At 56.1% G+C, this 14,403-nt stretch carries 16 protein-coding genes; 6 read left to right on the top strand and 10 right to left on the bottom strand.

The genetic code is table 11. From position 1 onward, the window contains the following. The first annotated feature begins 140 nt into the window (after positions 1-140). The 4 genes from cysK to crr all read left to right on the top strand — a co-directional run bounded on the left by cysK (position 141) and on the right by crr (position 4,009). Positions 141-1,112, top strand: coding sequence for a cysteine synthase A (gene cysK / locus UR289_RS10615; protein ID WP_014884739.1), 972 nt, complete (start codon positions 141-143; stop codon positions 1,110-1,112). Positions 1,113-1,429: 317 nt separating this feature from the next. Next, positions 1,430-1,687, top strand: coding sequence for a phosphocarrier protein Hpr (ptsH, locus tag UR289_RS10610; RefSeq protein ID WP_000487600.1), 258 nt, complete (start codon positions 1,430-1,432; stop codon positions 1,685-1,687). Positions 1,688-1,731: 44 nt separating this feature from the next. Next, a complete protein-coding gene (gene ptsI / locus UR289_RS10605) occupies positions 1,732-3,459 on the top strand; it encodes a phosphoenolpyruvate-protein phosphotransferase PtsI (RefSeq protein WP_023332954.1) in 1,728 nt (575 codons plus the stop codon). 40 nt (positions 3,460-3,499) lie between these two features. Beyond that, entirely contained in the window at positions 3,500-4,009 is a 510-nt protein-coding gene (crr, locus tag UR289_RS10600) for a PTS glucose transporter subunit IIA (RefSeq protein ID WP_003861316.1), read from the top strand. A gap of 44 nt (positions 4,010-4,053) precedes the next feature. Here the strand turns inward: crr and pdxK are convergent, their stop codons facing one another. From pdxK to UR289_RS10550, 10 genes are all read right to left on the bottom strand, one after another. Then, entirely contained in the window at positions 4,054-4,890 is an 837-nt protein-coding gene (pdxK, locus tag UR289_RS10595; protein ID WP_033146151.1) for a pyridoxine/pyridoxal/pyridoxamine kinase, read from the bottom strand. A gap of 5 nt (positions 4,891-4,895) precedes the next feature. Continuing rightward, entirely contained in the window at positions 4,896-5,807 is a 912-nt protein-coding gene (gene cysM, locus UR289_RS10590; RefSeq protein WP_320710030.1) for a cysteine synthase CysM, read from the bottom strand. Between the two features lie 113 nt (positions 5,808-5,920). Further along, on the bottom strand, positions 5,921-7,015 hold the full coding sequence (gene cysA / locus UR289_RS10585; RefSeq protein ID WP_008501607.1) for a sulfate/thiosulfate ABC transporter ATP-binding protein CysA: 1,095 nt from the start codon (positions 7,013-7,015) through the stop codon (positions 5,921-5,923). Beyond that, positions 7,005-7,880 carry a sulfate/thiosulfate ABC transporter permease CysW gene (gene cysW / locus UR289_RS10580; protein WP_023308733.1) on the bottom strand — a complete coding sequence of 292 codons (876 nt, stop codon included), beginning with the start codon at positions 7,878-7,880 and terminating at the stop codon, positions 7,005-7,007. The genes cysA and cysW overlap by 11 nt, the downstream gene beginning before the upstream one ends. Beyond that, entirely contained in the window at positions 7,880-8,713 is an 834-nt protein-coding gene (cysT, locus tag UR289_RS10575) for a sulfate/thiosulfate ABC transporter permease CysT (RefSeq protein WP_004123378.1), read from the bottom strand. Before cysT ends, cysW begins: the two co-directional genes overlap by 1 nt. Then, positions 8,713-9,726 carry a sulfate ABC transporter substrate-binding protein gene (locus UR289_RS10570; protein ID WP_023308734.1) on the bottom strand — a complete coding sequence of 338 codons (1,014 nt, stop codon included), beginning with the start codon at positions 9,724-9,726 and terminating at the stop codon, positions 8,713-8,715. The genes cysT and UR289_RS10570 overlap by 1 nt, the downstream gene beginning before the upstream one ends. A 172-nt stretch (positions 9,727-9,898) precedes the next feature. After that, the gene (locus UR289_RS10565; RefSeq protein ID WP_039263701.1) at positions 9,899-10,798 is read right to left on the bottom strand and encodes a Dyp-type peroxidase; all 900 of its coding nucleotides are present in this window, start codon (positions 10,796-10,798) and stop codon (positions 9,899-9,901) included. A gap of 92 nt (positions 10,799-10,890) precedes the next feature. Beyond that, the gene (locus UR289_RS10560) at positions 10,891-11,466 is read right to left on the bottom strand and encodes an RpoE-regulated lipoprotein (protein ID WP_211438343.1); all 576 of its coding nucleotides are present in this window, start codon (positions 11,464-11,466) and stop codon (positions 10,891-10,893) included. A gap of 63 nt (positions 11,467-11,529) precedes the next feature. Further along, complete coding sequence (locus tag UR289_RS10555; RefSeq protein WP_167818369.1) at positions 11,530-11,979, bottom strand: DUF2919 domain-containing protein; 450 nt, start codon at positions 11,977-11,979, stop codon at positions 11,530-11,532. Continuing rightward, the gene (locus tag UR289_RS10550) at positions 11,966-12,391 is read right to left on the bottom strand and encodes a GNAT family acetyltransferase (RefSeq protein WP_023308738.1); all 426 of its coding nucleotides are present in this window, start codon (positions 12,389-12,391) and stop codon (positions 11,966-11,968) included. The genes UR289_RS10555 and UR289_RS10550 overlap by 14 nt, the downstream gene beginning before the upstream one ends. A gap of 212 nt (positions 12,392-12,603) precedes the next feature. On the opposite strand from UR289_RS10550, the gene amiA reads away from it, so the two are divergent. Both amiA and hemF read left to right on the top strand, forming a co-directional pair. Further along, complete coding sequence (gene amiA / locus UR289_RS10545; RefSeq protein ID WP_023308739.1) at positions 12,604-13,479, top strand: N-acetylmuramoyl-L-alanine amidase AmiA; 876 nt, start codon at positions 12,604-12,606, stop codon at positions 13,477-13,479. Beyond that, on the top strand, positions 13,479-14,378 hold the full coding sequence (hemF, locus tag UR289_RS10540) for an oxygen-dependent coproporphyrinogen oxidase (RefSeq protein ID WP_029739984.1): 900 nt from the start codon (positions 13,479-13,481) through the stop codon (positions 14,376-14,378). Before amiA ends, hemF begins: the two co-directional genes overlap by 1 nt. The last annotated feature ends 25 nt before the right edge of the window (positions 14,379-14,403 follow it).

Here is a 14,403-nt window from a genome sequence, read left to right as displayed (position 1 = left end):
TGGCTTATGCCGCCCCTTATTCCATACTGATCCCCATTATTTCCTTGCAGTATATAGATATGCGAATTCCTTACTTCCCCCTACCTGCTCAACAGGTATGCTGGGTCGGTATCCCAATTTCATACAGTTAAGGACAGGCCATGAGTAAGATTTATGAAGACAACTCGCTGACTATCGGTCATACGCCCCTGGTTCGACTGAACCGTATCGGTAATGGACGCATTCTGGCGAAGGTCGAATCACGTAACCCGAGCTTCAGCGTAAAATGCCGTATCGGTGCAAACATGATTTGGGATGCTGAAAAACGTGGCGTACTGAAGCCTGGCGTTGAGCTGGTGGAACCGACCAGCGGTAACACCGGTATCGCTCTGGCCTATGTGGCCGCCGCGCGTGGCTACAAGCTGACGCTGACCATGCCAGAAACCATGAGCATTGAGCGTCGTAAGCTGCTCAAAGCGCTGGGCGCGAACCTGGTGCTGACCGAAGGCGCGAAGGGCATGAAGGGCGCCATTCAGAAAGCTGAAGAGATTGTGGCCAGCGATCCGGCGAAATATCTGCTGCTGCAGCAGTTCAGCAACCCGGCTAACCCGGAAATTCACGAGAAGACCACCGGTCCGGAAATCTGGGAAGATACCGACGGCCAGGTTGACGTCTTTATCTCCGGCGTAGGTACCGGCGGTACGCTGACCGGCGTGTCACGCTATATTAAAGGCACAAAGGGTAAAAAAGACCTGATCACCGTTGCCGTTGAGCCAACTGACTCACCGGTTATCACCCAGGCACTGGCGGGTGAAGAGCTTAAGCCAGGCCCGCATAAAATTCAGGGTATTGGCGCAGGCTTCATTCCGGGCAACCTGGATCTGAAGCTGATCGATAAAGTGGTGACTATCACTAACGAAGAAGCCATTTCTACCGCGCGTCGCCTGATGGATGAAGAAGGCATTCTGGCGGGTATCTCTTCCGGTGCAGCCGTTGCGGCAGCGCTCAAGCTTCAGGAAGATGAAGCCTTTACCAACAAGAATATTGTGGTTATCCTTCCTTCTTCGGGCGAGCGTTACTTGAGCACCGCACTGTTTGCCGATCTGTTTACCGAAAAAGAGCTGCAACAGTAGTGCCAGCATGTTAATAACGCGTAAAAAAGCACCTTTTCAGGTGCTTTTTTGTGGCCTGCTTCAAACTTTTGCCCCTCCTGGCATTGCTTCACCCCGTTGGGTCTGGTATTTAAACCAGCAATTATTTTGATGCGTGAAATTAATCGGTGAATGAAATAGCCTTGCTGAATCGATTTTATGATTTGGTTCAAGTCTTGCTTTCGCTGCATAATGTTTAATGACGATCGAAACGTCAGCGCTAACAATACAGGCTAAAGTTCAGTCGCCAGGCTAGACTTTAGTTCCACAACACTAAACCTATAAGTTGGGGAAATACAATGTTCCAGCAAGAAGTTACCATTACCGCTCCGAACGGTCTGCACACCCGCCCTGCTGCTCAGTTTGTTAAAGAAGCAAAAGGCTTCACTTCTGAAATCACTGTGACTTCCAACGGCAAAAGCGCGAGCGCAAAAAGCCTGTTCAAACTGCAGACTCTGGGCCTGACTCAGGGCACCGTTGTCACCATCTCTGCAGAAGGTGAAGACGAGCAGAAAGCAGTTGAGCATCTGGTAAAACTGATGGCTGAGCTCGAGTAAGTTTCCGGGTTCTTTTAAATATCAGTCACAAGTAAGGTAGGGTTATGATTTCAGGCATTTTAGCATCCCCGGGTATCGCTTTCGGCAAAGCACTGCTGCTGAAAGAAGACGAGATCGTCATCGACCGGAAAAAAATTTCTGCCGACAAGGTTGATCAGGAAGTTGAACGTTTTCTGAGCGGTCGTGCCAAGGCATCTGCGCAACTGGAAGCAATCAAAACTAAAGCTGGCGAAACTTTCGGTGAAGAAAAAGAAGCCATCTTCGAAGGGCACATCATGCTGCTCGAAGATGAGGAGCTGGAGCAGGAAATCATAGCCCTGATTAAAGATAAAGGCATGACGGCCGATGCGGCTGCGCATGAAGTTATCGAAGGTCAGGCAACTGCCCTGGAAGAACTGGATGATGAATACCTGAAAGAGCGTGCGGCTGACGTACGTGACATCGGTAAGCGCCTGCTGCGCAACATTCTGGGTCTGGCCATTATCGACCTGAGCGCGATTCAGGATGAAGTGATCCTGGTTGCCGCTGACCTCACCCCGTCTGAAACCGCACAGCTGAACCTGAAAAAGGTCCTCGGTTTCATCACTGACGCGGGTGGCCGTACCTCCCACACCTCTATCATGGCGCGCTCTCTGGAACTGCCTGCCATCGTGGGTACCGGTAGCGTCACCTCTCAGGTGAAAAACGGCGACTATCTGATTCTGGATGCCGTAAACAATCTGGTTTACGTCAACCCAACCAATGAAGAGATCGATAAACTGCGCGCGGTTCAGGAGCAGGTTGCGACTGAAAAAGCGGAACTCGCTAAGCTGAAAGACCTGCCAGCCATCACCCTGGACGGCCATCAGGTAGAAGTGTGCGCAAACATCGGTACCGTCCGCGACGTTGATGGCGCTGAGCGCAACGGTGCGGAAGGCGTAGGTCTCTATCGTACAGAATTCCTGTTCATGGACCGCGACGCGCTGCCAACGGAAGAAGAGCAGTTTGCTGCCTATAAAGCCGTGGCTGAAGCGTGTGGTTCTCAGGCGGTTATCGTCCGTACCATGGACATCGGCGGCGACAAAGAGCTGCCGTACATGAACTTCCCGAAAGAAGAGAACCCGTTCCTGGGCTGGCGTGCAATCCGTATCGCGATGGATCGTAAAGAGATCCTGCGTGACCAGGTTCGCGCGATCCTGCGTGCCTCTGCTTTCGGTAAACTGCGCATCATGTTCCCGATGATCATCTCTGTTGAAGAAGTGCGTGCACTGAAGAAAGAGATCGAAATCTACAAACAGGAACTGCGCGACGAAGGTAAAGCGTTTGACGAGTCAATCGAGATCGGCGTGATGGTGGAAACACCTGCGGCGGCGACCATTGCGCGTCATTTAGCCAAAGAAGTTGATTTCTTTAGTATCGGCACCAATGATTTAACGCAGTACACCCTGGCAGTTGACCGTGGTAATGATATGATTTCACATCTCTACCAGCCAATGTCACCGTCCGTACTGAACTTGATCAAGCAAGTTATTGATGCTTCTCATGCAGAAGGTAAATGGACTGGCATGTGTGGTGAGCTTGCAGGCGACGAACGTGCTACACTTCTGTTGCTGGGTATGGGTCTGGACGAATTCTCTATGAGCGCCATTTCCATCCCGCGCATTAAGAAGATTATCCGTAACACGAACTTCGAAGATGCGAAGGTGTTAGCAGAGCAGGCTCTTGCTCAACCGACAACGGACGAGTTAATGACGCTGGTTAACAAGTTCATTGAAGAAAAAACAATCTGCTAATCCACGAGATGCGGCCCAAATTACTGCTTAGGAGAAGATCATGGGTTTGTTCGATAAACTGAAATCTCTGGTTTCTGATGATAAGAAAGACTCCGGAACTATTGAGATTGTTGCTCCGCTCTCCGGCGAGATCGTCAACATCGAAGACGTGCCGGATGTAGTGTTTGCTGAGAAAATCGTTGGTGATGGCATTGCTATCAAACCAACTGGCAACAAAATGGTTGCTCCAGTTGACGGCACCATCGGTAAAATTTTTGAAACCAACCATGCGTTCTCTATCGAATCTGATAGCGGTATCGAACTGTTCGTTCACTTCGGTATCGACACCGTTGAACTGAAAGGCGAAGGCTTCAAACGTATCGCGGAAGAAGGCCAGCGTGTTAAAGTTGGCGACCCGGTAATTGAATTCGATCTGCCACTGCTGGAAGAAAAAGCCAAGTCTACCCTGACGCCGGTTGTTATCTCCAACATGGACGAAATCAAAGAACTGATCAAACTGTCTGGCAGCGTCACCGTAGGTGAAACTCCGGTTATCCGCATCAAGAAGTAATTCTTGCCGCACAGAAAAATGGCGCCTTCGGGCGCCATTTTTGTTTATGCCGGTAGGATAAGCTCGTCGTAGCCCTTCGACTGGGTATAGAGCATCACGTCAGTCACCCGATCGCCGGCCATGCGAATGGCGTCGGCAACGGTTTTCCCCTCAACAATTCCGCTCACCAGCTCTGAACAGAACAGGTCGCCCGTCCCTTTCAGATCGGTTTCTACGCGCGGATGCGCACTGACGGTCACGCCTTCATTCGTCACCAGCACCACGTGGATGTTTTCCGGGTCATCGGTCACCGGCGCGCTGGTGATCGCCACCCATTTCAGGCTATCAGAGAGCAGTCCCTGCGCCGCCGCGATGGCGCTTTCCGGCGTACGGCACGGTTTGCCGCTTAACACTTCCAGCTCATAGACGTTTGGCGTAATCCCCTGCGCCAGCGGCAGCAGGTGCTCCCGATACGCCTGCGGGATCTCGGGCTTGACGTACATACCGCTGTCGATATCTCCGATAACCGGGTCGACCAGCACCAGCAGGTCAGGATGCTGCGCTTTGACCGCCTTCAGCCATTGAGCCAGCAGGACGATCTGGCTTGCGCTGCCCATATAGCCGGTGGTGACCGCTTTAAGCTCGCGCAGGATCTCGCGTTCTTCCAGTGCCTTAAGATAGCCGCTGAACCACTCGTCGGGGATCACCCCACCATAAAACGTGTCGTAATGCGGCGTGTTGCTAAACAGAACCGTCGGCACGGCGGTGACGTTCAGCCTGTGGGTACGAATATTCGGTACCGCAATGCTGTTCCCCACGCTGCCGTAAACCACCTGCGACTGCACTGCGACAATGTCGGTTTGCTGCGCCCGGGTGTTATCCCGGAATAGAATCATCTCCATGACGCTTAAATCCCCGCCCCCTGCGAATAACTCTCTTCACCAAAGACGCCGGTAGACAGATAGCGATCGCCGCGATCGCAAATAATCGCCACTACTACCGCCCCCGGGTTTGCCTGCGCCACCCGAATCGCACCCGCTACCGCGCCGCCCGAACTGACGCCGCAGAAGATACCTTCGCGCACGGCCAGCTCACGCATGGTATTTTCCGCCTCGCGCTGGTGAAGATCCAGCACCTGATCCACCAGCTGCGCATTAAAGATGCCGGGCATATACTCCGCCGGCCAGCGGCGAATCCCCGGAATGCTGCTCCCCTCTTCCGGCTGGAGGCCAACGATGGTGACGGCTTTTTCCTGCTCGCGCAGAAAACGCGATACCCCGGTAATGGTGCCTGTGGTGCCCATGCTGGAGACAAAATGGGTGATACGCCCGTCGGTTTGCTGCCAGATTTCCGGGCCGGTGGTGGTGTAGTGCGCGTACGGGTTGTCCGGGTTGTTGAACTGATCCAGCAGTTTACCTTCACCGCGCCCGGCCATCTCCAGCGCTAAGTCGCGTGCGCCTTCCATTCCCTGCTCTTTGGTCACCAGAATCAGCTCGGCCCCGTAGGCACGCATCGCGGCGCGGCGCTCCTGGCTCATGTTGTCCGGCATCAGCAGCTTCATGCGGTAGCCTTTCAGCGCGGCGATCATCGCCAGGGCGATACCGGTGTTGCCGCTGGTGGCCTCAATCAGCACGTCGCCTGGCTTAATTTCTCCGCGTTTTTCGGCCTGGACAATCATCGACAGCGCCGCGCGGTCTTTCACCGACCCCGCCGGGTTATTGCCTTCGAGTTTGACCCAGATTTCGCTGCCGTTGTCCGGACCCGTGCGCTGAAGCTTGACCAAAGGAGTGTTGCCGATGGTGTTTTCTAATGTATTCATGATCGCTGTCCAATAAAAAGCCCGGTGGCGCTTCGCTTACCGGGCCTACAGACGTCATATTGTAGGCCGGGTAAGCGCAGCGCCACCCGGCAAAACTACGTAATCCTAACCTATCAGGCTGACTCCGCCAGAGCAATATCCTCGCGCGTCTCGATGCGCTCCTTCCCGTGATAAATACGGGCGTGCTGCAACCCAACAAACAGGCGCTCACCCCGGTGCGGCGGCACGTCGTCGCGCATGACCACGGTCAGCGGCTCGGTATACCAGCCCAGCGGCTGTACCACTAATTGGGTGTAGTGACCTTTAGGGCTAGCTTCCAGCACCTGCACCGGCAGCGGTGAATCCAGGCTGGTTCGGCGGCTCACGTCCACTTCCCACGGACGCAGGAACAGATCGACCGGCCCCTGATGCGCGGAGGTATAGCCCAGCGGCCAGCGATGCGCGCCAACGTGGAACTGTCCGCCGCGAATAGTGCCCTGCAGACGGTTTACCTCGCCCATAAACTCCAGCACGAAGCGGGTCGCCGGTTCACGCCAGAGCTGCTCCGGCTCGTCAACCTGCTCAATGTTGCCCTGGCTCATGACCACCACGCGATCCGCAACTTCCATCGCCTCTTCCTGATCGTGGGTCACGAAGACGCTGGTGAATTTCAGCTCTTCATGGAGCTGACGCAGCCAGCGGCGCAGCTCTTTACGCACCTGCGCATCCAGCGCGCCGAAGGGTTCATCCAGCAGCAGAATTTGCGGCTCAACGGCCAGCGCGCGCGCCAGCGCCACGCGCTGTTTCTGCCCGCCGGACAGCTGGGCCGGGAAACGATCCGCCAGGTGAGCCAGCTGCACCATCTCCAGCAGTTTGGTCACTTTCGCCTTAATAGTTGCCGCATCCGGACGTTCGCGACGCGGCAGCACGGTCAGGCCAAACGCGATGTTGTCGAACACGGTCATGTGGCGGAACAGCGCGTAGTGCTGGAACACAAAGCCTACTTTACGATCGCGGGCGTGCAGGCGGCTCACGTCGGTGCCGTGAAAGCGGATGTGCCCGCTGGTCTGATGCTCAAGCCCGGCGATAATACGCAGCAGCGTGGTTTTGCCCGAGCCGGACGGCCCCAGCAGCGCCACCATTTGTCCGGAAGGGATATCCAGCGAGATATCATTCAGCACCTGGGTGCGACCAAAAGACTTCTTAATATTGGCAATCTCAATGCTCATGATTTCCCTCCTGATGCTGACGTTTTTCCTGATTTTCTAAACGCCACTGCACCACACTCTTCAAAAACAGGGTCAAGATGGCCATCAGCGTCAGCAACGCTGCGGCAGTAAACGAGCCGATGGTGTTGTAGTCCTGCTGCAGCAGCTCAATCTGGAGCGGCAGCGACAGGGTTTCACCCCGGATGGAGCCGGAGACGACGGAAACGGCACCGAACTCGCCAATCGCGCGGGCGTTGGTCAGCACCACGCCGTAAAGCAGCGCCCAGCGGATATTCGGCAGCGTCACGCGACGGAACATCTGCCAGCCGGAAGCGCCCAGCAGCACCGCCGCTTCGTCTTCGTTGCTCCCCTGGCTTAACATCACCGGCACCAGCTCACGCACCACAAACGGACAGGTCACGAAGATGGTGACCAGCACCATGCCCGGCCAGGCGAACATGATCTGCAGGTTATGCTCGTCCAGCCAGCCGCCCAACGGACCGTTGGAGCCGTAAAAGAGCAGGTACACCAGACCCGCCACCACCGGCGATACGGCGAAAGGAATGTCCAGCAGGGTCAGCAGCAGCTGACGTCCCGGGAAGTTAAAGCGGGTTACCAGCCAGGCCAGCAGGGTCCCGAACACGAGGTTCACCGGCACGGTGATCAGCGCAATCAGCACGGTCAGCCAGATGGCATGCAGCATATCCGGGTTCGCCAGGTTTTCCAGCGCGGGCATCAGCCCCTTGCTGAACGCCTGAACGAAGATATAAACCGTCGGCACGACGAGAATGAGGGCGGAAACCAGCACGCCCGCCCCAATCAGAAACCATTTACCCCAGTTGATGCGGGGTGCATCGTATCGCTTCAATTGCGTAACTTCCGCCATCAGTGACCTACCACACGTCGACCAAAGCGACTTTGCAGAGTGTTAATTGAGTACAGCAGCAGCAGCGACGCCGCCAGGATCACCGAGGCAATCGCGCTCGCCGCCGGATAATCAAACTCCTGCAAACGGATGAAAATCATCAGCGAGGTGACTTCTGTTTTCCAGGCGATGTTCCCGGCGATAAAAATCACCGCGCCGAACTCACCGAGGCTGCGGGTAAACGACAGCGCGACGCCCGCCATCAGCGCCGGAGAGAGCTCCGGCAGAACCACCTTGCGGAAGCTCTGCCAGCGCGTGGCACCCAGCGTTTCCGCCGCTTCTTCGTATTCCGGCCCCAACTCTTCCAGCACAGGCTGCACGGTACGGACCACAAACGGGATGCTGGTAAAGGCCATCGCCACCGCGATACCGAGCCAGGTGTAGGTCACTTTGATGTCAAATTTCGCCAGCCACTCGCCGTACAGCCCGTTCACGGAGAAGAGCGACGCGAGGGTTAAGCCCGCCACTGCAGTCGGCAGCGCAAACGGCAGATCCATCAGGGCGTCAAGCAGCGTGCGGCCCGGGAAGCGATAGCGGGTTAAAATCCACGCCATCAGCAGGCCAAACACACCGTTAAAAATGGAGGCGACAAACGCCGACAGCAGCGTCACCTTATAGGCCGCCACCACCTGCGGGTTGGTGACCACGTCCCAGTATTGCGCCCAGCTCATCTGAGCAAGCTGCATCACCAGCGCGCTGAGCGGCAACAGCAGGATCAGGCAGACGAACAGCAGGCTGGTCCCGAGGCTTAAGGTAAAACCCGGCAGCACGCGTTTTGTCGAAACTGCAAACATTACTTATGCCCCGCCGCCAGCAGTTTGTCTAACTCACCGCCGCTGGCAAAATGCGTTTTCATCACATCAGGCCAGGAGCCGAAATGATCTTCCACGCGGAACAAATCGGTCTGCGGGAACTTATCTTTCAGCTTGTTCATTACGTCCGGGTTATTCACGCGGTAGTAGTAATCGGTAATGATGGTCTGCGCCTGCGGGCTGTACAGGTAGTTGAGATAGGCTTTTGCCGCTTTCTCGGTACCGTTCGCCTGCACGTTTTTATCCACCCATGCCACCGGGAACTCGGCCAGGATGTTGGTTTTCGGGATAACGACCTCGAAGCCCTGCGCTTCGTACTGTTTGCGGATGTTATTCACTTCCGATTCAAAGCTGATCAGAACATCGCCGAGACCGCGTTCCGCGAAGGTCGTTGTCGCCCCGCGGCCGCCGGTATCAAACACTTCGACGTTTTTCAGGAACTGGGTCATGAACTGCTCGGTTTTGGCTTTATCATTACCGTCAGCCTTGTCCGCCGCGCCCCACGCGGCTAAATAGGTATAACGCGCGTTACCGGAAGTTTTTGGATTCGGGAAAATCAGCTTCACGTCGGAACGCACCAGGTCGCTCCAGTCGTGGATATTCTTCGGGTTGCCCTTACGCACCAGGAAGCCCATGGTGGAATAGAACGGGGAACTATTGTTCGGCAGTCGGCTCTGCCAGTCTGCCGGGATCAGCTTGCCTTTGTCGTGCAGGATCTGCACGTCAGTCACCTGGTTGTAAGTCACCACATCCGCTTTCAGGCCCTGCAAAATCGCCAGCGCCTGCTTGGACGACCCGGCGTGGGACTGCTTAATGGTCAGCTTGTCGCCGTTATTATCTTTCGCCCACTGCTGTTCAAACGGTGGATTAAGGGCGGCAAACAGCTCGCGGGAGACGTCATACGAACTGTTCAACAGTTCAGTCGCCTGCGCCTGTGCCACCAGCAGTAAACCTGCCAGCGCCAGAGTTCCTTTTTTCAGTACAGTAACGGCCATTGCGCACCCTTATAAATGTGATGACTATCTTATAGTCATAATATTTATAACGGGGATGAAAGGAGTAACGGTTTTATATACCGTTTGGTGATTTAGAAGCAGAAAAGGGAATAAGGGTGAGGCCTGATGCCCTCACCCCGGCCCTCTCCCACAGGGAGAGGGAGAAAGGCCATTACAGCGCCAGCAGACGCTCAACGGACGGCGCAAAGTAGTAGCCGCCGGTCACCGGTTTGGTGAAGCGCAGCATGGCGTCGCGCTTGCCGTCGGTATCGCCGAACATGCTCAGCAGCTGCTGCTCAATGTTATACAGCCGCGCGCAGTACGCGCAGAAGTAGAGGCCGTGCGTGCCGCTTGCCGTGCCGTACGGCAGGCTCTGGCGAACAATCTTCAGCCCTTTGCCGTCTTCTTTGAGGTCAACGCGGGTCAGGTGAGATGTTACAGGACGGTCGTCGCCGTCGATCTCTTCGTTGGCTTCTTTAGTACGGCCAATCATCATCTCCTGGTCGTGCACGCTCATGCGGTTAAGCTGCTTAAGGTTGTGCTCCCAGCGCTGCACGAACACGTAGCTGCCGCCTGCGTCCACGCCGTCTTTGATTACCGCGACTTCACGACGCGTCTCTTCGCCTGCCGGGTTTTCGGTCCCGTCGACGAAGCCGCTCAGATCGCGCTCTTCCACCCAGCGGAAGCCGTGAACCTCTTCCTGCACCTCAATGCTGTCGCCAAAGGCCGCTACTGCCGCCTGGGCAACGGAGAAGTTCACGTCGTGACGCAGGGAGAGAATGTGGATCAGCACGTCGTACTGGGTTGCCGGAGCCAGACCTTTGCCGTAAGGGATGAAGTCTTTCAGCTCTTCCGCCCCTTCGCCACCGCTCAGCTGACGCCAGACGTTATTGCCAAAGGCAACAACCGCGCCGAGGTGGGCTTCAGGGAATTTGGCCTGGAAGGTGGCCAGCTTATCAACAAACGCTTTACTGGCCGCACGCAGGGCATCCACGTCCCCTTTAACATTGGCTTCAATCCAAATCGCCGCGCGGCAATGTTCTGGCAAAATGCCACTCTGAACCTGAGACATCGCTCCTCCTGAAATAAAGATGCCACGTCAGCGTGGCATTGATGGCGGCTATTATACCCGGATTTCAGCGAGGCGGTTTGTTCAGGCGCAAATTACTGCTTCCAGAGTATTTTGCTCACTTTCCAGCTCCTGAGCGTGTCGTCAGACGGCATCAGACCTTCCGGGCCGCTCCAGGTTCCGGTGAAGACATAGCTGATGTGCTGGCTGCCTTCAGCCTTACATTCCACCGCGACCTTGTCGTCAGACGGCAGGCTGGTGCAGTTGCCAAAGGCCTGCTTATAAAGGTCGCTGAACGCCGTCCCCACCTTCACACCGCTCGCCGTCGGAATATCCTCATCCATCACAGCGATACGGTTTACGGTGCCTTTGTCACCGTTAATCACCAGCGCCAGCTTGTCGCCCTTCAGCGCTTCGTAATAGCGAACAATATTGCCATTCTCCGTTTTCATGCCGCTGCGCAGGCGGTAATCGCCGCTGAGCGCATCCTGAATGGCGTCCTGATCCAGCGACGTCGCGGCGGTAATTTTCCCCACGCCCTGCTCGGTCACTTCCGTTGATGAGCCAAACCAGTTCCACGGATACGCGGCGGACCAGTTAATGGAGGAGAGCGTCGAACAGCCGGTCAACGCCAGCGGGAGAGCGCATAAAAGTAAACGCAGCGATTTCATTGAAACGTCCTTTCTTGTTAAATCAACGCTTGTTGGAGTGCGACATCGGCAAAAAGTGCCGGATTAATCATCCTGATCGGCAAAACAGGCGCGAAGACGCGGGTTGGTCAGCAGCCACAGCAGCGCCACAATATCGGCAACCACCAGCGCAACGCCGGTGCCCGTCAGCGGTTCACCGTACCACCAGAGTACCGGCTGCCAGAAGAGCAGCGCAACCTGGGCGAGGATCAGCAGCCAGCGAAGCGCGCGCCAGAAACGTGGGATCGCATGCCGTCGTCCGCTGCACAAAAAAGCGACCACCGCCGGTACGCCCGGCAGCAAGCCGAGCCAGAAGGCGTCGTGATCGGGATAAAAGAGATTCAGCAGCGTGTCACCCTGCCCGCGCGACGCGGCGGCCATCACAAACAGCACCCAGGTTCGGGCCTGGAGCAGCAGAACGCACCAGAATAAAAAGGGCAGCCTGACGCGGCCCTGCGCGTCATAGTCTGCCGGATGGATCTCAGTACTCTTCATCTTCGATCAGACGCTTTCCTAAACTCAGCACGTCGGAATGCTCATAGCCCAGACGCTCATACATGCCGAGCACCACGTCGTTATCTTCCCGCACCATGATCTGGATTTTCGGGCAGCCGCGGGCGATCAGCTTCTTCTCGAGCCGGTTCAGCAGCGCATTGGCGATGCCGCGGCCACGGTATTCCGGGTGGACGCCAAGATAATAGGCCGAGCCGCGGTGGCCGTCGTAACCGCCCATGACCGTCCCCACAACCTCGCCATTGACTTCCGCGACCAGAAACAGACTGACGTCGTGATTCACCTTACGTTCGATATCCATTTCCGGATCGTTCCACGGACGCAGCAGATCGCAGCGCTCCCAAAGGGTGATCACCTCTTCGAAATCTTCCTGGCGAAAAACGCGTATCTCCATGGTATTAACCGCCTTTTCGGGTTTAAAAACAGTGATTATGGCGCGAAGCTCGCCTTTCGCCAATAACCGGGGAAAATCTCGCCAAAATTTGGCATAATGTCACTTTGTCACGTATTGAAATGAAAAGTAAAACAATTCTCAACATGGACTGTCGTAACGGGAAACACGATACGATATAACACCAGGACCCCATTTTTTAGTATTCAGGCCGCATGAGCACATTCAAACCATTAAAAGCACTCACATCGCGTCGTCAGGTTCTCAAAGCGGGGCTGGCGGCCTTAACGTTAACGGGCATCGCAAAGCAGGCTCAGGCAAAAGACGAGAGCACGCTCAAAACCAGTAACGGACACAGCAAACCGAAAACCAAAAAGCCGGGCGCGAAGCGTCTGGTAATGCTCGACCCGGGCCACGGCGGTATTGATACCGGCGCCATCGGCAAAAACGGGTCGAAAGAAAAACACGTCGTGCTGGCAATTGCAAAAAATGTGCGCGCAATTTTACGCAGCAACGGCATTGACGCCCGTCTGACGCGCTCTGGCGACACCTTTATTCCGCTGTATGACCGCGTTGAGATCGCCCACCAGCACGGTGCGGATCTCTTTATGTCGATTCACGCCGACGGCTTTACCAACCCTTCTGCGGCCGGCGCCTCGGTGTTTGCACTCTCTAACCGTGGCGCCAGTAGCGCCATGGCAAAATACCTTTCCGACCGCGAAAACCGCGCGGATGAAGTCGCCGGGAAAAAAGCCACCGACAAAGATCACCTGCTTCAGCAGGTGCTGTTCGACCTCGTGCAGACGGATACGATTAAAAATAGCCTGACGCTCGGCTCGCATATTCTGAAGAAAATTAAGCCGGTGCATCGTCTGCACAGCAAAGGCACCGAGCAGGCGGCATTCGTGGTGCTGAAGTCGCCGTCCATCCCGTCCGTGCTGGTGGAAACGTCCTTTATTACCAACCCGGAAGAAGAGCGGCTCCTCGGCACCACGGCGTTTCGTCAGAAGATCGCCAACGCTATCGCCTCCGGCATTATCAGTTACTTCAACTGGTTCGATAACCAAAAAGCGCACTCCAGGAAACGTTGATGAAACCCGATGCTCAACTGGTCAAAACCTTCCTGCTGCAGCTGCAGGATGAGATCTGCCAGAAACTGGCTGCCGCAGACGGCGGTGAATTTCAGGAAGATAACTGGCAGCGCGAGGCCGGAGGCGGCGGGCGCAGCCGCGTGCTGCGAAACGGCGGCATCTTCGAACAGGCAGGCGTGAATTTTTCCCACGTTCACGGCGACGCCATGCCCGCATCTGCGACGGCGCATCGTCCTGAACTGGCGGGCCGCAGCTTCGAGGCGATGGGCGTCTCGCTGGTAGTGCACCCGCACAACCCGTTCGTGCCCACCAGCCACGCCAACGTGCGCTTTTTCATTGCGGAAAAACCAGGCGCCGACCCGGTCTGGTGGTTCGGCGGCGGTTTCGATTTAACGCCCTACTACGGCTTCGAAGAAGATGCCGTGCACTGGCACACCACCGCGCGGGATCTTTGCCTGCCGTTTGGCGAAGACGTCTACCCGAAATTTAAAAAGTGGTGCGACGACTATTTTTACCTGAAGCACCGCGATGAGCAGCGCGGCATCGGCGGGCTGTTCTTTGACGATCTCAACACGCCTGATTTTGATACCGCGTTCAGCTTTATGCGCGCGGTAGGCGAAGGCTATACCGACGCCTATCTGCCCATCGTCGAGCGCCGTAAAAATACCGACTACGGCGTGCGCGAGCGAGAGTTCCAGCTTTACCGCCGCGGGCGCTACGTGGAGTTCAACCTGGTGTGGGATCGCGGGACGCTGTTCGGTCTGCAGACCGGGGGGCGCACGGAGTCGATTCTGATGTCGATGCCGCCGCTGGTGCGCTGGGAGTACTGCTACGAACCAAAAGAAGGCAGCCCGGAGGCTGCCTTGCGTGAGTTTATTCAGGTTCGGGACTGGGTGTAGCCCTTATGCCCTCTCCCTTTGGGAG

Origin of the sequence: Enterobacter sp. 302C9 (assembly GCF_034106085.1) — a bacterium.
Classification (GTDB): Bacteria; Pseudomonadota; Gammaproteobacteria; order Enterobacterales; family Enterobacteriaceae; genus Enterobacter; species Enterobacter asburiae_B.
Note: the sequence above shows the minus strand (reverse complement) of the source record. Positions and strands in the feature narration are given on the sequence as shown.

Coding starts and splice junctions, on each gene's coding strand:
- cysK (WP_014884739.1), top strand. CDS start 141: ATGAGTAAGATTTATGAAGACAACTCGCTGACTATCGGTCATACGCCC.
- ptsH (WP_000487600.1), top strand. CDS start 1,430: ATGTTCCAGCAAGAAGTTACCATTACCGCTCCGAACGGTCTGCACACC.
- ptsI (WP_023332954.1), top strand. CDS start 1,732: ATGATTTCAGGCATTTTAGCATCCCCGGGTATCGCTTTCGGCAAAGCA.
- crr (WP_003861316.1), top strand. CDS start 3,500: ATGGGTTTGTTCGATAAACTGAAATCTCTGGTTTCTGATGATAAGAAA.
- pdxK (WP_033146151.1), bottom strand. CDS start 4,890: ATGGAGATGATTCTATTCCGGGATAACACCCGGGCGCAGCAAACCGAC.
- cysM (WP_320710030.1), bottom strand. CDS start 5,807: ATGAATACATTAGAAAACACCATCGGCAACACTCCTTTGGTCAAGCTT.
- cysA (WP_008501607.1), bottom strand. CDS start 7,015: ATGAGCATTGAGATTGCCAATATTAAGAAGTCTTTTGGTCGCACCCAG.
- cysW (WP_023308733.1), bottom strand. CDS start 7,880: ATGGCGGAAGTTACGCAATTGAAGCGATACGATGCACCCCGCATCAAC.
- cysT (WP_004123378.1), bottom strand. CDS start 8,713: ATGTTTGCAGTTTCGACAAAACGCGTGCTGCCGGGTTTTACCTTAAGC.
- UR289_RS10570 (WP_023308734.1), bottom strand. CDS start 9,726: ATGGCCGTTACTGTACTGAAAAAAGGAACTCTGGCGCTGGCAGGTTTA.
- UR289_RS10565 (WP_039263701.1), bottom strand. CDS start 10,798: ATGTCTCAGGTTCAGAGTGGCATTTTGCCAGAACATTGCCGCGCGGCG.
- UR289_RS10560 (WP_211438343.1), bottom strand. CDS start 11,466: ATGAAATCGCTGCGTTTACTTTTATGCGCTCTCCCGCTGGCGTTGACC.
- UR289_RS10555 (WP_167818369.1), bottom strand. CDS start 11,979: ATGAAGAGTACTGAGATCCATCCGGCAGACTATGACGCGCAGGGCCGC.
- UR289_RS10550 (WP_023308738.1), bottom strand. CDS start 12,391: ATGGAGATACGCGTTTTTCGCCAGGAAGATTTCGAAGAGGTGATCACC.
- amiA (WP_023308739.1), top strand. CDS start 12,604: ATGAGCACATTCAAACCATTAAAAGCACTCACATCGCGTCGTCAGGTT.
- hemF (WP_029739984.1), top strand. CDS start 13,479: ATGAAACCCGATGCTCAACTGGTCAAAACCTTCCTGCTGCAGCTGCAG.